The 21238-nt window shown below is 73.2% G+C and carries 22 protein-coding genes; 12 read left to right on the plus strand and 10 right to left on the minus strand.

Features of this window, described 5'->3' with window-relative positions; all coding sequences use genetic code 11:
• Nucleotides 1-126 precede the first annotated feature (126 nt).
• The 4 genes from ACFV04_RS00615 to ACFV04_RS00630 all read right to left on the minus strand — a co-directional run bounded on the left by ACFV04_RS00615 (nucleotide 127) and on the right by ACFV04_RS00630 (nucleotide 3489).
• A complete protein-coding gene (locus ACFV04_RS00615; RefSeq protein WP_380525840.1) occupies nucleotides 127-999 on the minus strand; it encodes a sulfurtransferase in 873 nt (290 codons plus the stop codon).
• A 136-nt stretch (nucleotides 1000-1135) separates the two neighbouring features.
• Nucleotides 1136-2218: a methyltransferase domain-containing protein gene (locus ACFV04_RS00620; protein ID WP_360252070.1), complete on the minus strand. Its 1083-nt coding sequence runs from the start codon at nucleotides 2216-2218 to the stop codon at nucleotides 1136-1138.
• A 168-nt stretch (nucleotides 2219-2386) separates the two neighbouring features.
• Nucleotides 2387-2710: a hypothetical protein gene (locus ACFV04_RS00625; RefSeq protein ID WP_380337610.1), complete on the minus strand. Its 324-nt coding sequence runs from the start codon at nucleotides 2708-2710 to the stop codon at nucleotides 2387-2389.
• A gap of 155 nt (nucleotides 2711-2865) precedes the next feature.
• Entirely contained in the window at nucleotides 2866-3489 is a 624-nt protein-coding gene (locus tag ACFV04_RS00630; protein ID WP_380337613.1) for a polysaccharide deacetylase family protein, read from the minus strand.
• A gap of 545 nt (nucleotides 3490-4034) precedes the next feature.
• On the opposite strand from ACFV04_RS00630, the gene ACFV04_RS00635 reads away from it, so the two are divergent.
• The gene (locus ACFV04_RS00635) at nucleotides 4035-4892 is read left to right on the plus strand and encodes an SAM-dependent methyltransferase (RefSeq protein ID WP_380337616.1); all 858 of its coding nucleotides are present in this window, start codon (nucleotides 4035-4037) and stop codon (nucleotides 4890-4892) included.
• A gap of 105 nt (nucleotides 4893-4997) precedes the next feature.
• Here the strand turns inward: ACFV04_RS00635 and ACFV04_RS00640 are convergent, their stop codons facing one another.
• Complete coding sequence (locus tag ACFV04_RS00640; RefSeq protein WP_380525843.1) at nucleotides 4998-5867, minus strand: Fpg/Nei family DNA glycosylase; 870 nt, start codon at nucleotides 5865-5867, stop codon at nucleotides 4998-5000.
• 152 nt (nucleotides 5868-6019) lie between these two features.
• Between ACFV04_RS00640 and ACFV04_RS00645 the strand changes: the two genes are divergently transcribed.
• From ACFV04_RS00645 to ACFV04_RS00665, 5 genes are all read left to right on the plus strand, one after another.
• Complete coding sequence (locus ACFV04_RS00645) at nucleotides 6020-6523, plus strand: SRPBCC family protein (RefSeq protein WP_380525845.1); 504 nt, start codon at nucleotides 6020-6022, stop codon at nucleotides 6521-6523.
• Nucleotides 6524-6621: 98 nt separating this feature from the next.
• Complete coding sequence (locus ACFV04_RS00650; protein ID WP_380525847.1) at nucleotides 6622-7281, plus strand: hypothetical protein; 660 nt, start codon at nucleotides 6622-6624, stop codon at nucleotides 7279-7281.
• A 161-nt stretch (nucleotides 7282-7442) separates the two neighbouring features.
• On the plus strand, nucleotides 7443-8237 hold the full coding sequence (locus tag ACFV04_RS00655; RefSeq protein ID WP_380337628.1) for a DsbA family protein: 795 nt from the start codon (nucleotides 7443-7445) through the stop codon (nucleotides 8235-8237).
• Complete coding sequence (locus tag ACFV04_RS00660) at nucleotides 8234-8890, plus strand: vitamin K epoxide reductase family protein (protein ID WP_380525849.1); 657 nt, start codon at nucleotides 8234-8236, stop codon at nucleotides 8888-8890. The genes ACFV04_RS00655 and ACFV04_RS00660 overlap by 4 nt, the downstream gene beginning before the upstream one ends.
• Nucleotides 8891-8965: 75 nt before the next feature.
• Nucleotides 8966-9553, plus strand: coding sequence for a dihydrofolate reductase family protein (locus ACFV04_RS00665; RefSeq protein WP_380337634.1), 588 nt, complete (start codon nucleotides 8966-8968; stop codon nucleotides 9551-9553).
• On the opposite strand, the gene ACFV04_RS00670 is transcribed toward ACFV04_RS00665, so the two are convergent.
• Together ACFV04_RS00670 and ACFV04_RS00675 are read right to left on the minus strand one after the other, a co-directional pair.
• On the minus strand, nucleotides 9534-10622 hold the full coding sequence (locus tag ACFV04_RS00670; protein WP_380337637.1) for a hypothetical protein: 1089 nt from the start codon (nucleotides 10620-10622) through the stop codon (nucleotides 9534-9536). The genes ACFV04_RS00665 and ACFV04_RS00670 overlap by 20 nt on opposite strands.
• Nucleotides 10623-10842: 220 nt before the next feature.
• A complete protein-coding gene (locus ACFV04_RS00675; protein ID WP_380525852.1) occupies nucleotides 10843-11841 on the minus strand; it encodes an adenosine deaminase in 999 nt (332 codons plus the stop codon).
• A 194-nt stretch (nucleotides 11842-12035) separates the two neighbouring features.
• On the opposite strand from ACFV04_RS00675, the gene ACFV04_RS00680 reads away from it, so the two are divergent.
• Both ACFV04_RS00680 and ACFV04_RS00685 read left to right on the plus strand, forming a co-directional pair.
• The gene (locus ACFV04_RS00680) at nucleotides 12036-12317 is read left to right on the plus strand and encodes a DUF6158 family protein (protein WP_363567510.1); all 282 of its coding nucleotides are present in this window, start codon (nucleotides 12036-12038) and stop codon (nucleotides 12315-12317) included.
• Nucleotides 12318-12458: 141 nt separating this feature from the next.
• A complete protein-coding gene (locus ACFV04_RS00685) occupies nucleotides 12459-13847 on the plus strand; it encodes an NADP-dependent succinic semialdehyde dehydrogenase (RefSeq protein ID WP_380525854.1) in 1389 nt (462 codons plus the stop codon).
• 33 nt (nucleotides 13848-13880) lie between these two features.
• Here ACFV04_RS00685 and ACFV04_RS00690 read toward each other — a convergent pair whose 3' ends face one another.
• Both ACFV04_RS00690 and ACFV04_RS00695 read right to left on the minus strand, forming a co-directional pair.
• Entirely contained in the window at nucleotides 13881-14162 is a 282-nt protein-coding gene (locus tag ACFV04_RS00690; protein WP_360252109.1) for a hypothetical protein, read from the minus strand.
• A gap of 51 nt (nucleotides 14163-14213) precedes the next feature.
• Complete coding sequence (locus tag ACFV04_RS00695; protein WP_380525856.1) at nucleotides 14214-15245, minus strand: Ku protein; 1032 nt, start codon at nucleotides 15243-15245, stop codon at nucleotides 14214-14216.
• 148 nt (nucleotides 15246-15393) lie between these two features.
• Between ACFV04_RS00695 and ACFV04_RS00700 the strand changes: the two genes are divergently transcribed.
• The 3 genes from ACFV04_RS00700 to ACFV04_RS00710 all read left to right on the plus strand — a co-directional run bounded on the left by ACFV04_RS00700 (nucleotide 15394) and on the right by ACFV04_RS00710 (nucleotide 18755).
• Complete coding sequence (locus ACFV04_RS00700; protein WP_380525858.1) at nucleotides 15394-15660, plus strand: hypothetical protein; 267 nt, start codon at nucleotides 15394-15396, stop codon at nucleotides 15658-15660.
• 230 nt (nucleotides 15661-15890) lie between these two features.
• Nucleotides 15891-17327, plus strand: a complete 1437-nt coding sequence (locus ACFV04_RS00705) for an amino acid permease (protein ID WP_380337651.1) — start codon at nucleotides 15891-15893, stop codon at nucleotides 17325-17327.
• 222 nt (nucleotides 17328-17549) lie between these two features.
• Nucleotides 17550-18755, plus strand: coding sequence for a helix-turn-helix domain-containing protein (locus ACFV04_RS00710; protein WP_380525860.1), 1206 nt, complete (start codon nucleotides 17550-17552; stop codon nucleotides 18753-18755).
• 254 nt (nucleotides 18756-19009) lie between these two features.
• Here ACFV04_RS00710 and ACFV04_RS00715 read toward each other — a convergent pair whose 3' ends face one another.
• The gene (locus ACFV04_RS00715; protein ID WP_380525862.1) at nucleotides 19010-19798 is read right to left on the minus strand and encodes a S1 family peptidase; all 789 of its coding nucleotides are present in this window, start codon (nucleotides 19796-19798) and stop codon (nucleotides 19010-19012) included.
• Nucleotides 19799-19939: 141 nt separating this feature from the next.
• Here ACFV04_RS00715 and ACFV04_RS00720 point away from each other — a divergent pair, with 141 nt between their 5' ends.
• Nucleotides 19940-20776 carry an EI24 domain-containing protein gene (locus ACFV04_RS00720; protein ID WP_380525864.1) on the plus strand — a complete coding sequence of 279 codons (837 nt, stop codon included), beginning with the start codon at nucleotides 19940-19942 and terminating at the stop codon, nucleotides 20774-20776.
• Nucleotides 20777-21238 lie beyond the last annotated feature (462 nt).

Below are 21238 nucleotides of genomic sequence, written 5' to 3' on the forward strand. Positions count from 1 at the left end.
CTCCACTCCCCAATCGTGAGATGTTCATGAAAAGAAACGCGCCGAAATGACACCGTCGCAGCAACGCCGCGACGGCGTCACGTCACCACACCGGCCCCGCCCGCAGCCCTGGGCCCCACCCGCCACTCAGGACCCGAGCGTCACCGGAGCCCGCACCAGCGAGCCGTACTCCGTCCACGAGCCGTCGTAGTTCTTCACGTGCGGGTAGCCGAGCAGCTCGGTGAGCGCGAACCACGTGTGCGCCGACCGCTCGCCGATCCTGCAGTAGGCGATCACCTCGCGCTCCGTCGACACCCCCCTGCCCACGTACAGCGCCCGCAGCTCCTCCGCCGACCGGAACGAACCGTCGTCGTTGGCCGCCTGCGACCACGGGATGTTGACCGCGCCGGGGATGTGCCCGGGCACCTGGGCCTGCTCCTGCGGCAGGTGCGGCGGTGCGATCAGCTCGCCCCGGAACTCGGCCGGCGAGCGGACGTCCACCAGCACCGCGTCCGCCCCCGGCTTGGCGAACACCTCGGCCTTGGCCAGCACCTCGTCCCGCAGGGCCCGCAGCTCCGGCCGCTCGGGGCCGGTCAGCCGGTAGCCGGTGTGCTGGTAGTCCATCACCTCGGGGGTGAGTTCGCGGCCCTCCAGCTCCCACTTCTTGCGCCCGCCGTCCAGCAGCCGCACCGGCCCGAAGCCGCGCAACCGCAACAGCCAGTAGGCGTACGCGGCGAACCAGTTGTTGTTGCCGCCGTACAGCACCACAGTGGTGTCCTCCTCGACCCCGGCCGCCCGGAGCAGGTGCTGGACGCCGTCGCGGTCGGCGTAGTCGCGGCCGACCCGGCTGTGCAGGTCGGTGGTCCAGTTCCAGCCGACCGCGCCGGGGATGTGGTCCCGGTCGTACACGGTGCTGTCCTCGTCCACCTCGACGACCCGGATCGTCCCGTCGTCCAGGTGGTGGGCCAGCCATTCGGTGTCGACCAGCGCCTCGGGGTGTGCGTAACCGTTGCCGGTCATCCCGGGCCCTCCTTGCCTGCCGTGGGCGTGCCGCGTCGCCGTGCGCGTGCGCTCGGGCGTGCGCGCGGGGCACCGGCGACCGGGCCGGACCCTTCGAACGTACGCCGCCCGCCCGGTCCGGGCCACCCCGGCCGGGTCAGGCGGCGGCCGCCCCGTCCCGCCGCGCCACGTAGTAGAGGTTCAGGATGTCCCCCTCGACCCGTTCCACCTCCACCGACCCGAACCCGGCCTCGGCCAGCATCCGCCGCGCGGCCTGCTCGCCCCACACCGTCCCGAGCCCCTCCCCGCCCTCGCCGAGCGAGACGGTCATGCAGTAGAAGGTCGAGAAGGTGTACAGCGCCGGCGCCAGCGGGTGCTCCACGTTCTCCTCCAACTTGCTGCTGGCCGCGACGTCACCCATCAGGAAGACCCCGTCGGGCCGCAGCGCCCCGGCGACGGCGGCCAGCGTCCGGGTCGGCCGGGCGAGGTCGTGGATCACGTCGAAGGCGGTGACCAGGTCGTACGATCCGTCGATCCCGGCCGAGTCGGCGATCTCGAACCGGGCGTTGTCCAGCCCGAGTTCGGCCGCCGAGGCGCGGGCCGCGGCGATGCCGTTCTCGGCGATGTCGATCCCGGTGACCCGGCTGGCCGGGAAGGCCTTCGCCAGCACCGTGACGGCGTGCCCCTGCCCGGTGCCGACGTCCAGGACGTCGATGCCGGCCCGCAGCCGCTCGGTCAGTCCGGGGACCAGCGGCACGATCGCGTCCACCAGCGCCAGGTCGTACACCCGCGCGCTCTCCTCGGCCTGCAGCTGCTGGAAGCGCGGGTAGGCCGAGTACGGCATCCCGCCGCCGGTGTGGAAGTGGCCGAGCAGTTCCTGCTCGACCTCGCCCATCATCGCCAGGAAGGGCATCATGCCGGCCAGGTTGTCCGGCCCGGCCGCCCTGGTCAGTGACGCCGCGTGCTCGGGCGGCAGCGCGTAGGTGCGCCGCTCGGGGTCGTACGCGACGAAGCCGGCGACGACCATGCCGCCCAGCCATTCGCGCACGTAGCGCTCGTTCAGCCCGGCACCCCGCGCGATCTCCTCGCTGGTCGCCGGATCCAGTCCGGCCATCAGGTCGAACAGCCCGGTCTGGTGGCCGAGGCTGGTCATCAGCCCCAGACAGGCGTCGTTCAGGACGCCGACCACGCGTCCGGCGAAGGCCTCCTGCTTCTCCGCGTCCAGTTCCCGTACGGACATGGCTTCCTCCTCCGCGGCCGGAACGGCGCCCCTCTCCTGTCACGCTACGCCGTTCACCCGAACGGCCCCACCGGTGCTACCGATGGGGCCGGGTGGAGGAGGGAGGACGGTCCGGCGGCACCCTGCCTGCCGCCGGGCCGTCCGGATCCGCGGTGATCGTCCTCTGCCTCAGGAGAAGACGACGGAGCGGAACTTCAGCCGGTCGCCGAGCCTCTTGCCCGGGTTCATCACGTAGAAGACGTCGCCGTCGCAGTGCTCCTCGAGGAACACCGTGGCCGTCGAGGTGGTGAGGTTCTCCGGCGCGAAGGCCGGCTCCGTGCCGATGTCCGGGACGTCGATGCACACGCCGCTCTGCGGGTCGAAGATGCCGGTCGGGACGCCCGGTCCGACCTTGTAGAGGAAGTCGCCGGTGGCGGCGTTGGCGGAGGTCGGCACGGCGAGGGCGAGGGCGGCGGCGCTGACGGCAGCGAGAACGGCGTTGCGGAGTCGCATGGGTGATGGCCTTTCAGGCGGTACGCGGCGGTACCGGATTCATTGGTGCGTTATCACCCCTAGAGGCCCAAAATGCGCAGAAACGGTTCTCCCAATCCACCCGTTCGAGTGGTTTCGCCGGAAAGGCCGCTACCCCACCACCCCCGGCAGTGCTCTCAGTTGGGCGGCGCGGTGAAGAAGTACCCCGAGTCGACCAGCACCGGCAGGTACGCCTTCAGTGCCGCCACCGTCTGCGAACGGTCACCGCCGCCGTCGTGGTTGAGCACGATCGACCCGGACCGGACGTCCTTGAGGATGGTGTCGATGATCGCCGAGGTCCCCGGCCGGGACCAGTCCCTCGGGTCCACCGACCAGGCCATGTTCCGCATCCCGAGGTCGGCCGCGACCTTCAGTGACGCCGGGGACCAGTCCCCGCCCGGTGCGCGGAACCAGGTGGGCTGCCGGCCGGTGGTCTTGTACAGCAGGTCGGAGGTGCGCTGCAGCTCGTCCCGCACCTTGGCGTCGGAAAGGTTCCGCAGGTCGGGGTGGGTCCAGGTGTGGTTGGCGATGTGGTGGCCGCGGTCCGCGATCTCCCGCACCAGCTCCGGATGCTCGACGGCGCTCTCGCCGATCAGGAAGAACGTCGCCCGGATCCCGTACTGCTGGAGCAGCGCCAGCACGGTGGGGGTGTACCGGGGGTCGGGGCCGTCGTCGATGGTGAGCGCCACCACCTTCCGCGCCGCGTCCAGCTCGTACACCGGCTTGGTCTCGGCCTCGGTGAGCGCCTTGCGCACGGGCATCACGCTCGGCACCGCCGAGGGCGAGGGGGACGACGCGGCCGAGGGAACCGCCGGGGGCGTGACCGGTAGAGCGCCCGGCGACCCCCCGGCTCCGGCCACCACCACCGGGAGCGCACTCTCGTCCACGCCCACTTCGGCCGCCGTCCCGCCCTCCCCGCCGCTCCAGGGGCTCCGGCAGCCGGAAGCGGCCCCCAGGAGGGACATCCCGGCCGTGGCCAGCAGCAATCTTCGCGAAATAATCTGACGATCTGACAGCATTCTGAATGCTTCCCCCGGGCGTCACCGCCGCTCCCCGGAGGCGCCCCCTACGGCCCCGATCACCACCCGGACGGCCCAAGAACGACCCCGGCGCAACCCCGTGGAGACTCCGGCGCGACCCTGCGAAGACCCCGGCGCGGCCCCGGGCGGGCCCCTGGAGCACCGGAGTGCACGCCCCGCCCCCCGACCCCTTCGGCCGTTCTTCCCCGACCCGCCACCCGGCCCCTCACCCGGGCCGCTACGCTGTGCCTCCCCAGTGTGATGATCTGCCATCAGAGGACGTGGCCATGACGACAAGTCAGGACTTCCCCCAGCAGGGCCCGCAGGACGACGCCGCCGAGCTGAGCCAGTGGGAACGTTTCGGCGTCGACACCACCACTCCGCACTCCGCACGCGTGTACGACTACTGGCTGGGCGGCAAGACCAACTTCCCGCCGGACCGCGCCATGGGCCAGGCCATCGAACAGGCCGTGCCGAGCGTCAAGGAGATGGCCAAGGCCAACCGCGCCTTCCAGGGCCGGGCCGTCCGCTACCTGGCCCAGGAGCACGGCATCCGCCAGTTCCTCGACCTCGGCACCGGCATCCCCACCTCTCCCAACACCCACGAGATCGCCGAGGCGGTCAGCCCCGGCACCCGGGTGGTCTACGTCGACAACGACCCGATCGTGCTCGCCCACGCCCGCGCGCTGATGGTCTCCAGCCCGGCCAGCCGCACCACCTACATCCACGCCGACCTGCGCAAGCCCGAGGAGCTGTTCGCCGATCCGGCGCTCACCTCCACCCTCGACCTCACCCGGCCGGTCGGCCTGCTGATGATCGCCGTGCTGATGCTGATCGCCGACGAGGACGACCCGTGGGGCCGGGTCGCCGCGCTGCGCGACGCCCTGCCCGCCGGCAGCTGCATCGCCCTCACCACCCCCACCCAGGACTTCGACCCGGAGGCGGTCGGCAAGGTCGCCGAGGCCGCCCGGGCCGGCGGGATGACCCTGGTGCCGCGCTCCTACGACGACGTGGTCCGCTTCTTCGACGGCTGGGAGCTGATCGAGCCGGGCGTCGCCCCGGTCCTGGCCTGGCGCCCGGACGGCGAGCCCCCGGCCGACCCGAAGGCCGCGTACTACTGGGGCGGCGTCGCCATCAAGCGCTGACCGGACCGCTGCCGGCCGAGGCGGGGCCCGTCCGCGCCCCGCCTCACCCCAGCCGCCCGCCTCACCCCAGCAGCCCCGCCCCCGCCTCACCTCAGCAGCCCCGCCTCACTTCAGCAGCCGCGACATCCGCCGGTCCGCCAGCGGCTTGCCCCCGGTCTGGCAGGTCGGGCAGTACTGCAGCGAGGAGTCCGCGAAGGACACCTCCCGCACGGTGTCCCCGCACACCGGGCAGGGCAGGCCGGCCCGGCCGTGCACCCGCAGCCCGAACTTCTTCTCCGCCTTCAGCTTCCCCGCCGCGAGCCCGCGCGAGCGCTCCACCGCCTCGCGCAGCGTGCCGCCGAGCGCCTCGTACAGCCGCGCCGTCTCCTCCTCGGTCAGACTGCCCGCGATCTTGTACGGCGACATCCGGGCCGCGTGCAGCACCTCGTCCGAGTAGGCGTTGCCCACGCCCGCCAGCACGCTCTGGTCCCGCAGCAGGCCCTTGATCCGGTGCCGGTCGCCCCGCAGCAGTGCGGCGAAGTCCTCCAGGGTGAAGCCCGGGTCGAGCGGGTCCGGGCCGAGCCTGGCGACGCCCGGCACCTCGGCCGGGTCGTTCACCACGTAGACCGCGAGCCCCTTCTTCGTCCCGGCCTCGGTGAGGTCGAACCCGTCCCCGGCCTCGCCCTCCAGGCGCAGCCGCAGCGCCAGCGGGTTCTTCGGGCCGGGCCGGGGCGGCTCGGCGGGCAGGCTGTCCTTCCAGCGCAGCCAGCCGGCCCGGGCCAGGTGCACCACCAGGTGCAGCCCGCCGGCCTCGATGTCCAGGAACTTGCCGTGCCGGCCCACGGCGCCGACGGTCCGTCCCTCCAGCGCCGTCACCGGCGGGTCGTACGTCTTCAGTGCGCTGATCGCCACCGGCTGCACCCGGGCGATCACGCGCCCGGTCAGCCGCTCGGACAGGAAGGCGCTCAGCGCCTCGACCTCGGGCAGCTCCGGCATGCGCCCAGTCTCCCCCGGCGCACCGCCCGGCGCGCGCCCTGCCCGGTGCCCCTCCCCTTCGCCCCTTCGCCCCCCGCTGTTTCGCCCTTTCGCCCCTTTGCCCACCCCCACCCCGAAGCGCAGGCTGGAACGGAGGGAGGTGCCTCGCGACCATGAGCACCCTTGAGGAACAGATCGACATCGCCGCCCCCGTCCTCGCCGCCTGGGAGCAGTTGCACCGGGTGCACGAGTACCCGCAGTTCGTCGACGGCGTGCGCAGCGCGCATCCGCACGGGCGCAACCTCGCGCACCTCGGGGTGGCGGTCGGCGGTGCCGAGCACGCGGTCGACACCGAGATCACCGACCGCGGCCGGGGCCGGGTGATGGCCTGGCGGACGCTGGAACCCCTCCGGCTGAGCGGGGCGTTCGCCCTGCTGCCGCTCGACGCCCGGCACACCCGGATGCAGATCCGGGTGGAGTACGACCCGGAGGCCGTGCACCGGACGTTCGGCGGGCCGCGCGGCTTCGCCCAGGCCGGGGCGATCGAGCGGACGGTCCGCGAGGACCTGGAACACTTCCGGGAGCTGGTCGAGGCCCGGGTCAGCGCCGCCGATGACCGGACGAGCAGTGACGACGACCGGACGAGCGCCGCCGACGACCGGCTGCAGGCGCCGTAAGAAGCGCATAAGCCCAGCTCAGCACGGGTGGTGAGGCTCTTCACAGGACCCCGGCGGCCCGGCCGTTCCGCGTCCGACCTGTGGCAGACTCGGATGCCATGGACATCGGCCCGGTCACCAGGACGCTCCGCGCGGCGGTCTTCGCCGCGCTGGTCGTGCTGCTCGCCGGGCTCGGCCAGGTGCTGGTCACCGGCCGCGCGCTGCCGGTCGGCCCGATGCTCCTGGCCTCGGTCGCCGTCTTCGCGGTGGCCTTCGCCCTCGCCGGCCGTGAGCGGGGCTTCCCGGCGGTCGTCGCGGTGTTCCTGCCGCTGGAACTGGGCGTCAGCGCCCTGTTCGACGTCGCCCAGACGAGTTGCCCGTCCCTGCCGCCCGGCGCCGGGCACGGCCTGCAGCCGCTGCTCTGCGGCGGCGGTTCGCTGGGCGGCTTCCTGCTCGGCCACGGCGTCTCCGAGCGGACCGGCGTGCTGCTGCTGGTGCTGGTGCACACGGTGATCGCACTGGCCGGCGCGTACTGGCTGCGTCGCGCGGACGCCGCGCTGGCGGGCCTCGCCCGGACCGCCCGGATGCTGGGCGAGTTCCTGCACCGGCACCTCCCGGCCGCCGCCCGCTGGCTGCTGCTGCTCACCGCGCCCGTCCCGGCGCGTCCGGTGGCGCGGGTGCCGTTCCCCCCGGCCAGCCGCGCGCTGGTCCCCGCCGAGGACGTCGTCGTCCGTCCGGCCGTCCGGCGCGGTCCGCCGGTGTTCGCTCCGGCCGTCTGAGCCCCCCGCCAGGCCCGAGCCCCGCTCCGCCTGAGCCCTTTCGTCCGGGCCGAGCCCTCCGCTCGCCCCGGCCGGCCCGCTCACCCGGCCGTCTCTCCCCGCGCAGGCCCCGACCGGCCGCGCCCGCACCCCGCACGCCCGAGAGCACAGGACGCCACCCCATGAGCAACAGCCGCAAGACCGACAAGGCCTCCGCCACCGACCGCATGCGCGCCGCCCGCGCCCAGGCCGAGCGCTCCGACCGTATCCGCCGCCGGGTGGTGGTCGGCGCCGCCTCCGCCGCCGTGCTCGCCCTCGCCGCGGGCGTCGCCTTCGCCGTCGGCGGCGGCTCCTCCGGCTCCGGTTCGGACGCCGCCGCGAACGGCCCGCTGGTCGTCCCCGCGAACGCGACCGGCGACGGCGGCACGGTGATCACCTACGGCAAGGCCGACGCCCCGCACACCCTGTCGGTCTACGAGGACTTCCGCTGCCCGTTCTGCGAGCAGCTGGAGACCACCACCGGCAAGACCGTCCAGCAGCTCGCCGACGCCGGCACCTACAAGGTCGAGTACCACCTGGCGACGTTCCTGGACAAGAACCTCGGCGGCAAGGGCTCGCGCACCGCGCTGGCCGCCGCCGGCGCGGCGCTGAACGAGGGCGTGGACAAGTTCAAGCAGTTCCACGACGTGCTGTACGCCAACCAGCCGGACGAGCGCAGCGATGCCTTCGGTGACGTCAACCACATCCTGGACCTGGCCGGCCAGGTGCCCGGGCTGAAGACGGACGCGTTCGTCAAGGCCGTCCAGGACGGCACCTACGCGCCCTGGGCCGCCAAGGTCAACGAGGAGTTCAACAAGAGCGACGTCACCGGCACGCCGACCGTCAAGCTGGACGGCCAGAAGCTGGACGTCCTCAGCAACGGCAAGGCCGTCTCCCCCGAGCAGTTCACCGCCATGGTCAAGCAGGTGACCGGGTGACGCCCGCCGCCCCGGCCACCCCCGAGACCCCGGCCGCCCCCGCCGCCCCGGCCGCACGGACGGCCTACGGCGCGAGCCGCCCGTTCGCCTGGCTGCTGGTGATCGGCGGCGCGATCGGCCTGTTCGCCTCGGCGGTCCTCACCCTGGACAAGATCCGGCTGCTGAAGGACCCCTCGTACGTCCCCAGCTGCAACATCAACCCGATCATCAGTTGCGGCTCGATCATGCGCAGCGCGCAGGCCGAGGCCTTCGGCTTCCCCAACTCGCTGATCGGACTGGTGGCCTTCGGCGTCGTCGTGGCGGTCGGCGCGGGGCTGCTCGCCGGTGCGACGTACCGGCGCTGGTTCTGGCTCGGGCTGCAGGCCGGGACGGCCTTCGGGATCGGCTTCGTGACCTGGCTGACGTACCAGGCGCTCTACCGGATCGGCGCGCTCTGCCCGTACTGCATGGTGGTGTGGGCCGCCGTGATCCCGCTGTTCTGGTACACCACGCTGCACAACCTGCGTTCCGGTGTGATCCCGGTGGGCCCCCGCCTGCGGGTGGTGGTCCGGGAGGCGGCCCGCTACCACTGGGTCGTACCGGCCCTGTGGTACGCGGTGATCGCGCTGCTGGTCCTCAACCGGTTCTGGTACTACTGGAGCACCCTGATCTGATCCCGTCCGCCGCCCTCCCGCCCCGTCGTCCGGAGCGGGAGGGCCGGCGGACCACTCCTCCTCGTTGGGGGCGCCATGCGACGCAGGATCGTTCTCTTCGTCTCCGTCTCGGTGGACGGCTACTTCGAGGGCCCGGACCACGACCTCTCCTGGAACCTCGTCGACGACGAGGTGCACACCCACTTCAACCGGGAACTCGCCCGGATGGGTGCTTTCCTCTCCGGCCGGGTGACGCACGAGCTGATGGCCTCGTACTGGCCGACCGCCGACCAGGACCCGGACGCCGACGCCCCGATGATCGAGTTCGCGGGCATCTGGCGTGCGATGCCGAAGGTCGTCTTCTCCCGCACCCTCGACCACGCCGACTGGAACACCACGGTCGTCCGCGAGGTCACCCCGGAGTCGATCGCCGCCCTCACCGCCGGCCCCGGCGGCGACCTCTGCCTCAGCGGCGCGAACCTGGCCGAGTCCTTCCTCGCCCAGGACCTGATCGACGAGTTCCGGCTCTACGTCCACCCCGTCGTCCTCGGCCGCGGCACCCTGTTCTTCCGCCCGACCGACCGCCCCGCCCCGCTCACCCTGAAGGACACCCACCGCTTCACCAACGGCGTCACCCTGCTCCACTACGCCCGGGAGCGCGGGGCTACGTCGGCAGCCCGGTGAGCTCGGTGAAGGCGGCCGTGCCCGAGTAGCCGATCAGGAAGCCGACCAGCACACCGCCCCAGAAGTCCTCGACGGTGACGAACGACGGCGCCTCCGACTTCCGCGCGGCGAAGACGATCGCCGCCCCGCTCAGGATGACCGCCAGCACGAGCGAGCCGAGCGTGGTCCCCAGGGGCTGGTCGGCGAGCGCACCCAGGCTCTGCGCCTCCTGCAGCGACCGTCCGAGGCTGCCGGCCAGGCCGCCCGCCACCCCGCCGGTCATCACGTTCCACAGCGCGGCCTTGAGCGGGACGGTCAGCGCCGTGGTGTTGGCGAAGACCCTGCGGCGCTCGGCTCCCGGCGCCCCGGCCCCCGGCAGCGCGCCCTCGGTCTGCTCCGGCGCCAGCCCGTAGACCACGTTGAGCTGCAGGCGGTAGCTCGCGGGCACGAAGAACGGGTTCCGCGGAGTGCCGAGGCGGATCGTCCAGACGTCGGTCGACCCGGGTTCCAGCGCGACGCCCCGGGGCAGGGAGCCGATCAGCGGCACGCGTTCGCGCTCGGCCGGCCGGTCGGCGAAGACGGTCACGCTCGACTCGTCGTACGCGTGGACGTGGGTCTGCCGGGCCCGCCCGTGCAGGGACACCGACGACTCTCCGTAGGCGTGGAGGTGGAGCTGGTCGTCCGCGCCGTCCAGGCGCGCCCGGTCCCGCGAGTTCGCCCGGGCCAGCCGGGCCATCTCCTCCTCGATCCCCCGCGCCTGCTCGGCACGGTCCGGCGGGAGTGCGGCCAGGTCCGCCTCCAGCCGCCGGATCCGGGCCTGCCGCTCCTCGACGGCTGCCGCCAGCCGTTCGACGTCGGCCTCCGGGAGGGCCGGTTCCGCCGCCGGATCCGGCTGCTCGGGCCTCCGCCAGAACAGCTGGGTCGGCAGGCTCATGTCCACCTTGTCGATCCACACCGGCACCGAGAAGGGGTTCTTGATGTGCAGGTAGACCGTGAAGTCCGTGCCCGAGTACACCTGCGGGACGGAGAGGTCGACCGAGAGGTCGAGCAGGCCCAGCTGGGCCGGGGGCTCCGGTGGCGGGGAGGTCACCCGGACAGGCTAGCCAGGCCGGCCCGTCCGGGTGGCGGGTTAGGGCTTGTCTGACAATTCCCGCCGCGCGCACGACGCCGGGCATCCCGGCTGGACGCACCGCCGAATCGTCCAAGTACGTCCAGTACGAGGACGCTCCGGCGGCACGCCCAGCCGGGCGCCCAACGCCGCGCGCTGATGCGACGCGAATTGTCAGACAAGCCCTAGCCCGAACCGCCCGTCAGTCCTCGATCGCGCCGAAGTCGAACGCCTCGACCTCGGCCAGGAGTTCGGCCCGGCGGTCGTCGTCGATGAACGAGGCGCGGAAGGAGTTGGCGGCCAGCCGGCGCAGGGTCTCCCGCTCCAGGCCCAGGGCCTCGTGGACGGCGCGGAAGTTGTCCTCGACGTAGCCGCCGAAGTACGCCGGGTCGTCGGAGTTCACGGTGACCAGCAGGCCGGCCTCCAGCATCTCGCGCAGCGGGTGGTCGGCGACCGTGTCGATGCAGCGCAGGCGGACGTTGGACAGCGGGCACAGGGTCAGCGGGATCTGCTCGCGGACCAGGCGGGCGACCAGTTCACCGTCCTCCAGGCAGCGCAGCCCGTGGTCGATCCGCTCGACGCCGAGGACGTCCAGTGCCTCGGTGATGTACGAGGCCGGGCCCTCCTCGCCCGCGTGGGCGACGCGCCGCAGCCCTGCCTCGGCGGCCCGCCGGTACACCTCGCGGAACTTCGCCGGCGGGTTGCCGACCTCGGCCGAGTCCAGGCCGATGCCCGCGATCCGGTCGAAGTACGGGCGGGCCGCCTCGAAGGTCTCCAGCGCGGAGTCGGCGGACTCGTCCCGCAGGAAGCACATGATCAGCCGGGTGCTGATCCCGTACCGCTCCTCGCTGCGCGACAACGCCAGGGTCAGTCCGTCCACCACCACGCCCAGCGGCACCCCGCGCGCGGTGTGCGCCTGCGGGTCGAAGAAGATCTCCGCGTGCCGCACGCCCTGCTCGGCGGCCCGCGCCAGGTAGGCGTCGGCGAGGTCGGCGAAGTCGTCCTCGGTGCGCAGCACGGCCATCAGCGCGTAGTACAGGTCCAGGAAGGACTGCAGGTCGCTGAAGGAGTACGCGGTGCGCAGCTCCTCGGTGTCGGCGTACGGCAGCTCGACCCCGTTGCGGGCGGCGAGTTCGAAGGCGAGCTCGGGCTCCAGGGTGCCTTCGATGTGCAGGTGGAGTTCGGCCTTGGGAAGGGGCATCAGCGATCTGTCCGAGCGGTAGGGGATGGACCTGAAGGTATGAATGAATTCATCCTACGATCCAGGCGATCACCGCCCCGGCTCCGCCGCTCCGCAGGTCGCGAACGGCGCCCGGCCGCCCCGATCGAACGGGTGTACCGGCGAGGGCCACCGGGCACCCCGTAGGAGGGGACTTCCGCCGAGGAGGTACCGAGATGCGGCACGCCGACGCCACCCACATCCGGCCCGAGGGCATCTCCCCGCACGCTCTGGGCAACGACACGCTCCTGCACGAGCTGGAGCAGCTGCACCGCACGCGCCACGAGACCTTCCTGTACGGCTCGGAGGAGGCGCTGAAGCGGCACACGCTGCGCACCGGGCAGCTGGAGGCCGAGTACCTGCACCGCTTCCCCAACCGGCTGGTGACCGCCGGGCGGACGCGGGCCGGCGCCCGGGCCCGGGGAGCGGCGGCCCGGGTGGAGTCGCTGCCGGAGTGACGGGGACGGGCCGGACACCCGGCGGGACACGCCGGGCGCGCCGTGGCGTGCCCGGAGCCGGGCCGTCGGGGAGGGTGTGAGGGCAGACGCACCGGCCCCGGCCCCGCACCGGACCCGGGCCCAGACCCCTCGGGAGCCCGCATGCCCATCGCCAGCGTCAACCCCGCGACCGGCGAGACCCTGGAGACCTTCGAACCGCTCGACGCGGCCGGCATCGAACAGCGGCTCGCCCGCGCCGAGACCACCTTCCACAGCTACCGCATCAGCCCGTTCGCCGCCCGCAAGGAGCTGATGCACCACGCCGCCGACCTGCTGGACCAGGACGGGGAGGCGGTCGCCCGGACCATGACCGAGGAGATGGGCAAGCCGCTGGCCGCCTCGCGGGCGGAGGCCGCCAAGTGCGCGAAGGCGATGCGCTGGTACGCGGACAACGCCGAGGCGCTGCTGGCCGACGAGCAGCCGGCCCGGGCCGACGTCGCCGACTCCGGCGCCTCCCGCGCCTACGTCCGCTACCGCCCGCTCGGGCCGGTGCTGGCCGTGATGCCGTGGAACTTCCCGTTCTGGCAGGTGATCCGGTTCGCCGCGCCGGCCCTGATGGCGGGCAACGTCGGCCTGCTCAAGCACGCGTCCAACGTGCCGCGCACGGCGCTGGCGATCGAGGAGCTGTTCCGGCGGGCCGGCTTCCCCGAGGGCTGCTTCCAGACGCTGCTGATCGGTTCGGGCGCGGTCGAGGGCGTGGTCCGGGACCCGAGGGTCGCCGCGGTCACCCTCACCGGCAGCGAGCCGGCCGGGCGGGCCGTCGCGTCCGCGGCGGCGGACGAGGTCAAGAAGGCGGTGCTGGAACTCGGCGGCAGCGACCCGTTCGTCGTCCTGCCGAGCGCCGACGTGGACACGGCGGTGGCGACCGCCGTCCGGGCCCGGGTGCAGAACAACGGCCAGTCCTGCATCGCCGCCAAGCGGTTCATCGTCCACACCGACGTCTACGACCGCTTCACCGCCGGGTTCACCGCGGCGATGCGCGCGCTGCGGGTCGGCGACCCGATGGACGAGACCACCGACGTCGGCCCGCTGGCCAGCCGCCAGGGCCGGGACGACCTGGAGGAGCTGGTCGAGGACGCCCGCACCCACGGCGCCCGGGTGGAGTGCGGCGGCGGGCGGCCGGAGGGCTGGGACACCGGCTGGTTCTACGAGCCGACGGTGCTGACCGGCATCACCCCGGCGATGCGGATCCACCAGGAGGAGACCTTCGGCCCGGTCGCCACCGTCTACCGGGTGGCCGACCTGGACGAGGCCGTCGCGCTCGCCAACGACACCCCGTTCGGCCTGAGCTCCAACGTCTGGACCACGGACGGGGCCGAGCAGGAGCGCTTCGTCCGCGACGTCCAGGCCGGCGGGGTGTTCTTCAACGGGATGACGGCCTCCCACCCGGCGCTGCCGTTCGGCGGAGTCAAGCGCTCCGGGTTCGGGCGGGAGCTGTCCGGGCACGGGATCCGGGAGTTCTGCAACGTCACCACGGTGTGGATCGGCTGAGCCCTCCCGGACCCCCGCTCACCCCGGGCCGGGTCAGGCCGCCGCCCGGTGCCGGCCCGGGCCGGGTGTCATCCAGCGGGCGAGCACGCCGATCATGGCGATCACCGTGAGGCCCCAGAAGATCGCCATCGGCACCAGCACCGCCAGCAGGCTGATCTGGGCGGCGGCCATGCCCATGCCGACCGACAGCGTGATCATGAGCGTCACCACGGTGGGGCTGAGGGTGAGCAGCCAGTTCCAGGCCCGGTGCCCGAAGCCCTGGTTCTTCCGGGCCTCGGGGCCGGTTTCGACTTCCTTGTAGGTCAGCAGGTCCATCGGGATCGCCTCCGATACGGGACGGGAGGAAAGTGCCTGGCCCGGGGGGGGTCAGGAGGCCTTGCGCGGGGCCGTGGACTTCCGGCTCCCGGTCTTCTTCGCCGCCGGGGTACGCCCGGCGGCGTCGCCCTTCGAAGCGGTCCGGTCGGCGGCGGACTTCCCTGCGGCGGCCTTCGCGGCCGGCTTCCTCGCGGCGGGCTTCCTCGCGGGGGGCTCGGCGTTCTTCTTCGCCGGCGCGCGTCTGCGCGGCGCGGGCTCCGCCTCCGCCTCCGCCGACCCGACGTCCGACCCGCCGCCCGACCGGCGTCCGCCCTTGGCCTGCTTGAGGCTGCTGCGCAGCGCCTCCATCAGGTCGATCACGTTGTCCGGTGCCTCGCCGCCGTCCTCCTCGTGCGGGATCTCGACGCCCTCCAGCCGCGCGCTGATCACCTGCTGCAACGCCTGCTGGTAGTCGTCGTGCAGCCGGGACAGGTCGAAGTCCTCGGAGAGGGTGTCCATCAGCGACCGCGCCATCTTGAGCTCCTGCGGCCGGACGGTGACGTCCTCCTCGGGCGCGATCCCGGCCGCCGGGCGGACCTCGTCGGGCCAGATGCAGGTCTGCAGCACGAGCGTGTTGTCGTGCACCCGCAGCACCGCGGGCGACTCCCGGGTACGCAGCGCGATCTTGGTGACGGCGATCTGCCCGGACTCGGTGAGCGCGTCGCGCAGCAGCGCGTACGGTTTGGCGGCCGCCTTGTCGGCCACCCCGACGTAGTAGGCCTTGGAGAACATCAGCGGATCGATCTCGCCCTCGTCGACGAAGGCCAGCACGTCGATGATCTTCTTGCTGGGGAGCGGCAGGTCGGCGAGGTCCTCGTCGCTGAGCGTGACGGTCCGCCCGTCGGGGGATTCGTAGCCCTTGGCGATCTCCGCGTACGGGACTTCCTTCTCCTCCCGCTCGCAGTACCGCTTCATCCGCACCCGGCCGCCGTCCGTGGCGTGCACCTGGTGCAGCGGGACGTCGTGCTCCTGCGTCGCGGAGTAGAGGTGGACGGGGATGCTGACCAGCCCGAAGCTGATCGTCCCCTTCCAGGTGGTCTGCATGGGGTCGCTCCTGTCCGGCGCCGGGAACCGGCGGGCGCCGAGGACGCTCGGGGACTGCTCCGACGAATGCCCCGAGAAGTTCCACTCTGCCCGCGTTCGGACCGATCGGCCACACCGCGCGGACAATGGGCCGAGGAGGGCGATGCGGATGACCACCACACACCGACCCGGCCACGCTCCGCCACCGGACCGGACGACGTACCGGGTGACCTACACCGTGTTCGGCGAGGTCCGCCGGGACGAGGTCACCGTGGTGCCCGGGTACTCCCGGGAGGACGACATCCCGCGCATCCTCGCGGCCCGGCTCGCCGGGCGGCCCTCCGACCGCCCGGGGCTGCGGCCGGGGCCACCGTCGGAGCGGACACAGCCGGAGCGGACGCCCGAGGTCGTCGTGCTCGACTTGAGGGAGATCTGACCTCGCCGGACCCCCGAAAGCCTGACCATGCGTCAGATCTGAGCTTTCCGGACACCCTCCGCACCCAGCCTGACCTGGGCTTTTATGTCCGGTAAGCGAACAGTTATCAATGCCTTGTTCCGATACTCGGGCGTAGAAGTTAGGTTGCACCGCAATGCGCGGGTCTGTCCCCCCACCCTGTGGCGACGAGCCGAGGGTCGCCGCGCTGGAAAGGCACAGGGCACCCCTAGATGAGTGCGAACACCACCAAGCCGGCAGCCGCCCAGGTCCCCCACCAGGCGGGACCGGACGGGCACGGCGGCGACGGCCACCTGAAGGCCGGGCTCAAGAACCGCCACCTGTCGATGATCGCCATCGGCGGTGTGATCGGCGCCGGCCTGTTCGTCGGCTCCGGCGCGGGCATCGCGTCCACCGGCCCCGGCATCCTGCTCTCCTACGCACTGGCCGGCGCGCTGGTCGTGCTGGTGATGCGGATGCTCGGCGAGATGGCCGCGGCCGACCCGCAGAGCGGCTCCTTCTCGGCGTACGCGGACCGCGCGCTGGGCCGCTGGGCCGGCTTCTCCATCGGCTGGCTGTACTGGTTCTTCTGGGTCGTGGTGCTCGCGGTCGAGGCGACGGCCGGCGCGAAGATCCTCAACCAGTGGGTGCCCGGCGTACCGCAGTGGGGCTGGGCACTGATCGTCATGGCGGTGCTGACCGCCACCAACCTGTTCTCGGTCGCCTCCTACGGCGAGTTCGAGTTCTGGTTCGCCGGGATCAAGGTCGTCGCGATCGCCGCCTTCCTGGTGATCGGCGTCCTCGCCGCCTTCGGCCTGCTGCCCGGCACCCACGCGGTCGGCGCCAGCAACCTGACCGGCCACGGCGGCTTCCTGCCGCACGGGGTGGGCGCGGTCTTCACCGGCATGCTGACCGTGGTCTTCGCCTTCATGGGCAGCGAGATCGTCACCCTGGCCGCCGGCGAGTCGGAGGACCCGCAGAAGGCGGTGACCAAGGCCACCAACAGTGTGATCTGGCGCATCGGCATCTTCTACCTGGGCTCGATCCTGCTCGTGGTCACCCTGCTGCCCTGGGACTCGGCCGAGGTCAAGGCCAGCCCGTACGTGGCGGTGCTGGACCACATCGGCATCCCGGGCGCCGGCCAGGTGATGGACGTGATCGTGCTGACCGCGGTGCTGTCCTGCCTGAACTCCGGGATGTACACGGCCTCCCGGATGGCCTTCTCGCTCGGCCAGCGCGGCGACGCCCCGAAGGCCTTCGCCAAGGTGACCGATCGCGGCGTGCCGCGGGTGGCCATCCTCTCCTCGGTGGTCTTCGGCTTCGTCGCGGTGTTCTTCAACTACACCTCGCCGGACACCGTCTTCGCGTTCCTCCTCAACTCCTCCGGCGCGGTCGCGCTCTTCGTCTGGCTGGTGATCTGCGCCACCCAGCTGCGGATGCGCAAGATCATCGAGCGCGAGATGCCCGAGCGGCACACCGTCCGGATGTGGCTGTACCCGTACCTGACCTGGACCGCGATGGGCATGATCGGGTTCGTCATGGCGTACATGTTCACCGACGCCGACGGGCGCAAGCAGATGTACCTGTCGCTGGTCGCCGCGGCGATCGTGCTCGCGGCCTCGGCCGTGGTGGGCCGACGGCGACGGGCCGCGGTGGCGGCGGGCTCCTGACCCGTCCGCGCCGCGCGTGAAACGCCGGGCCCGGGAGCCGTTGCGGAGGCTCCCGGGCCCGGTGCCGTTCTCCGGGCCGCCGACCCGCCGCCCTGGCACCGGCACCGGCACTGGCACCGGCACTGGCACCGGCACGCGACAGTTTGACAAAGGCACGTCAAGGGGGATACCTCGGCATGGCGCTCCCCCACGAGCGCTCCCCCACCCCCTCCGGGAGACCCCGTGCCGCCCCTGCCCTCCCCCAAGCCGTCCTCGACACCCTCGCCACCCCCGCCGCGCGCCGAACCCGAGTCCGCGCGCCTGCGCTTCGGCCGCCGGTTACGCCACTGGCGCGAGGCCCGCGGGCTCAGCCAGACCGAACTCGGCCGGCTGCTCGGCTACCACAACTCGCTGATCAGCCGGGTGGAGAACGCCCGCCGCTGGCCACCGCCGGGAATGCCCGCCCGGGCCGACGAACTCCTGCTCGCCTGCGGCGAGTTGGCAGACCTGTGGCAGACCGTCCGGCAGGAGCGCGAACGCCTCGGCGACCTCGCCGCCGCCACCCGGCCGCCACTCGCCACTGGCGCCGCCCCGCCGGACGCCGCCACCGTCGAGGTGCTCGCCCACCTGCTCGCCGGCTACCGCGCGGCCGCCGGCCGGATCGGCGGCGAGGAACTGGCCGCCGTCCTGGAGCACCACGCCCGCACCCTGGCCGGCCGGCCCCACGCCGCGCCGCAGGAGAGCCCCGCCGCCGCCCGCTCGCTCGCCGCCCAGTACGCCGAACTCGCCGGCTGGGCCCACTTCGAGGCCGAACGCCGCACCCGGGCACTCAGCTGGTACGCCACCGGGCTGGAATGGGCACGCGCGACCGGCGACCAGGCCACCGCGGCCGCACTGCTCACCCGCCAGAGCACCCTGCACTGGTGGCGCGGCGACCCGGCCACCGCGCTCGCCCTCGCCGAGGCCGCCCGGACCGCCGCCCCGCCCCTGGCCGGACTGCGGGCCTGGGTCGCCGTCGCCCTGGCCCACGCCCACGCGCTGGCCGGCGAGACGCCGCAGGTGCGCCGGACCCTGGCGGACGCCCGACGGCTGACCGCGGCCGCACTGCGCTCGGGCGATCCGACGCCCTGGTCGGCGCGCGCCGACCTGGTCCTGGCGGTCGCGCACGGCACCTGCCACCGGGACCTCGCCGTCCGCACCGGCGGCACCGCGCGTTCCCGCACCGCCCACGCCCACACCGCGGCGGCCCGGCTGGAGGCGGCCCTACGGCTCCTCGACCCGGCCGCCCACCCGCGCGACCACGCCCTGGTCAGCGCCCGCCTCGCCGGTGCCCACGCCCTCGCCGGCCGCCCGGACGCCGCCCGCGCCCTGCTCGCCCGGCTGCCCCCGCACACCACGGGCCGCACCGCCCGTGAGCGGCGGCGGGCCGAGGAGTGGCTGAACAGCTGACCGCCCGGGCAGTCCGACACCCGCCCGCGAGCGGCGGAGGATCCGGTCCGCGGCCGGACGGCGCCGCCCGGCCCGGCGACGAGCGGCGGGCCCGGCGGCGAGGCACCGAGCCGGCGGAGCGGCGGGCTCCGACGAGGCAGCGGGCCCCACGGAGAACGGCGGGGCCGGCCACCACCTGCGGGAGTGGTGGCCGACCCCGCCGGGCCGGTTCGAGCGCTTCTACCGGTCCGTCCGGTCCGTCCGGCCCTACCGGCTCAGAGGCCGGCCGCCGCCGCGGCGATGTCGGCCGCGTAGGTGCTCACCTGGGTGTAGATGCCCGGGTAGCCCGCGCGGGCGCAGCCTTCGCCCCAGCTGACGATGCCGACCTGGACCCAGCGACCCGCCGCGTCCTTGCGGACCATCGGGCCGCCGGAGTCACCCTGGCAGGTGTCGACCCCGCCCCGGTCGACGTAGCCCGCGCAGAGCGACCCGGCGGTGTTCAGGCCCGGGTAGGCGCCGGCGCAGGTCGCGTCGTCGACGAACGGCACGGTGGCCTTGAGCAGGTACCGCTGCTGGGCCCCGCCCTCGCGTGCGGCGCCCCAGCCCATGATGGTGAAGGTGCCGTTGTCGTAGGCGGTGGAGGTGGCGATCGGCAGGGTGCTGACCTGGCTGCTGTTCACCGGCGAGGCCAGCTTGATCAGCGCCCAGTCGTCGCCGTTCTCGGCGCCGGTGAAGGCGGGCGACTGGTAGACGTACGAGGAGCGGACCGTGATCGCGCTGCCGCTGCGCAGGTCGACCGCGCCGAAGGTGGCGGTGATGCTGCTGTCGGCGCCGGTGCCGTCGACGCAGTGGGCGGCGGTCAGCACGATCTGCGGGGTGTAGAGCGCGCCGCCGCAGCCCATCGAGAGCCGCGCCATGAAGGGGAACTCGCCCTGCGCGGCCCGCGTGCCGCCGACCACGGTCGGCGACGGCGCGGGCGAGGCCGCGGCGGGCAGTACGAGCAGGCCGGCGCCGAACACCATCCCGGCCAACAGGCTTACCATTCTGCTGAATTGACGCTTCATCAGTCTCCTCCTTGCAGGTGGGGGAGAACCGAGAGTGGCCCGGTGGGCGGCGCCGCAGGAGGGGCCCGGCATTGCCGGTCGAATCTGGCAGGAACACGGCAATGCAGGGTTCCGCGTGCGGAGGCCCTAGGGTGATCGCCCATGCGGGATCTTGCGGCGGGGATGAAGTACCTGATCGAGGGCCAGAAGTGGGTGGGCCGGCACGGCCGCTGGTGGGGCTTCGGGATGCTTCCGGCCCTGCTCGCCCTGATCGGCTACGCGGTCGCGCTCACCTTCCTCGCCGCCCGGTCCGTGGACCTCGCGGGCTGGGCCACGCCGTTCGCCGACCACTGGGGCTCGCCCTGGCAGGCCCTGCTGCGCGACGCGCTCGCGGCAGCCGTCTTCGGCGGCGGTCTGCTGTTCGCCCTGCTCACCTTCACCGCCGTCACCCTGCTGGTCGGCCAGCCCTTCTACGAGGCGCTCTGCGCCGAGGTCGACGAGACCGAGGGCGGCGCCCCGACCCCACCGGACACCCCGCTCTGGCGCGAGCTGCTGGTCGCCGTGCGCGACAGCGCGTCCGTGCTGGTGCGGGTGGCGGCGTTCGGCGTGGTGCTGTTCGCCTGCGGGTTCATCCCGCTGGTCGGCCAGACGGTGGTCCCGGCGCTCGGCTTCCTGGTGTCCGGCTTCTTCCTGACCGTCGAGCTGACGGCCGTCGCCCTGCAGCGGCGCCGGGTGCCGCAGCCGGAACGGATCCGACTGCTGCGGGCCCGGCTCGGGCTGGCACTGGGGTTCGGCACGCCGTTGGTGCTGGCGTTCCTGGTGCCACTGGTGACGGTCCTCGCCATGCCGGGTGCCGTCGCGGGTGCCACCCTGCTGGCCCGCGACCTCGTCCCGGCCGGGGACGAGGCAGGAGGAGAGGGAGAGGAGGGGGTCTCGGCCCCGGCCGTTCCCGCACCCGCCGCCCGGCCCGGCCCGGGAAACCCGTCCACGACCCCGTGAAGGGGTGAGCACCCGGTCACTCCGCGTCGAACCCGCGTCGGCACACGTGTGACGCCTCCCACAGGCGGTCCGGCATCTACGATCCCCACTAGTGGACGGCTGCCGCGCGGGCCCCGACCGGGCATCGACGCCGGGCCCGCCCCGGTCCGGGACCGACGGAGTCCGGCCTGAAGAACGCAGGCCACCGCGACTGTCACCCTTGCGTTCCTTCGATGCCACGGGTGACATGACCCCCCGGTCCACAATTCGGGCAAATCACCACAAAGGCACCGACCGGCCCCGCCCGGCCGCGCCCGCAACCACGATGCGGCGTAGTAGTGGGCGCCTTTGCGAGCCGTCACGGGCCCTGCCAAGAATGGCCTGTCGCCACGGCGGCGCGGCCGGTCCGATCCGCCGCGCAGCCCGCCCGCCCCGCCGTTCCCGCCGGGGCGCCACGGCCGTCCCCGACGGCCGCGCGGGCCC

The sequence above is a fragment of the Kitasatospora sp. NPDC059599 genome (assembly GCF_042735125.1).
GTDB lineage: Bacteria > Actinomycetota > Actinomycetes > Streptomycetales > Streptomycetaceae > Kitasatospora.

Bases quoted from the DNA above. Each gene is read 5' to 3' on its own strand.
- ACFV04_RS00615 (WP_380525840.1), bottom strand. From the start codon at position 999: ATGACCGGCAACGGTTACGCACACCCCGAGGCGCTGGTCGACACCGAA.
- ACFV04_RS00620 (WP_360252070.1), bottom strand. From the start codon at position 2,218: ATGTCCGTACGGGAACTGGACGCGGAGAAGCAGGAGGCCTTCGCCGGA.
- ACFV04_RS00625 (WP_380337610.1), bottom strand. From the start codon at position 2,710: ATGCGACTCCGCAACGCCGTTCTCGCTGCCGTCAGCGCCGCCGCCCTC.
- ACFV04_RS00630 (WP_380337613.1), bottom strand. From the start codon at position 3,489: ATGCCCGTGCGCAAGGCGCTCACCGAGGCCGAGACCAAGCCGGTGTAC.
- ACFV04_RS00635 (WP_380337616.1), top strand. From the start codon at position 4,035: ATGACGACAAGTCAGGACTTCCCCCAGCAGGGCCCGCAGGACGACGCC.
- ACFV04_RS00640 (WP_380525843.1), bottom strand. From the start codon at position 5,867: ATGCCGGAGCTGCCCGAGGTCGAGGCGCTGAGCGCCTTCCTGTCCGAG.
- ACFV04_RS00645 (WP_380525845.1), top strand. From the start codon at position 6,020: ATGAGCACCCTTGAGGAACAGATCGACATCGCCGCCCCCGTCCTCGCC.
- ACFV04_RS00650 (WP_380525847.1), top strand. From the start codon at position 6,622: ATGGACATCGGCCCGGTCACCAGGACGCTCCGCGCGGCGGTCTTCGCC.
- ACFV04_RS00655 (WP_380337628.1), top strand. From the start codon at position 7,443: ATGAGCAACAGCCGCAAGACCGACAAGGCCTCCGCCACCGACCGCATG.
- ACFV04_RS00665 (WP_380337634.1), top strand. From the start codon at position 8,966: ATGCGACGCAGGATCGTTCTCTTCGTCTCCGTCTCGGTGGACGGCTAC.
- ACFV04_RS00675 (WP_380525852.1), bottom strand. From the start codon at position 11,841: ATGCCCCTTCCCAAGGCCGAACTCCACCTGCACATCGAAGGCACCCTG.
- ACFV04_RS00680 (WP_363567510.1), top strand. From the start codon at position 12,036: ATGCGGCACGCCGACGCCACCCACATCCGGCCCGAGGGCATCTCCCCG.
- ACFV04_RS00685 (WP_380525854.1), top strand. From the start codon at position 12,459: ATGCCCATCGCCAGCGTCAACCCCGCGACCGGCGAGACCCTGGAGACC.
- ACFV04_RS00690 (WP_360252109.1), bottom strand. From the start codon at position 14,162: ATGGACCTGCTGACCTACAAGGAAGTCGAAACCGGCCCCGAGGCCCGG.
- ACFV04_RS00695 (WP_380525856.1), bottom strand. From the start codon at position 15,245: ATGCAGACCACCTGGAAGGGGACGATCAGCTTCGGGCTGGTCAGCATC.
- ACFV04_RS00700 (WP_380525858.1), top strand. From the start codon at position 15,394: ATGACCACCACACACCGACCCGGCCACGCTCCGCCACCGGACCGGACG.
- ACFV04_RS00705 (WP_380337651.1), top strand. From the start codon at position 15,891: ATGAGTGCGAACACCACCAAGCCGGCAGCCGCCCAGGTCCCCCACCAG.
- ACFV04_RS00715 (WP_380525862.1), bottom strand. From the start codon at position 19,798: ATGAAGCGTCAATTCAGCAGAATGGTAAGCCTGTTGGCCGGGATGGTG.
- ACFV04_RS00720 (WP_380525864.1), top strand. From the start codon at position 19,940: ATGCGGGATCTTGCGGCGGGGATGAAGTACCTGATCGAGGGCCAGAAG.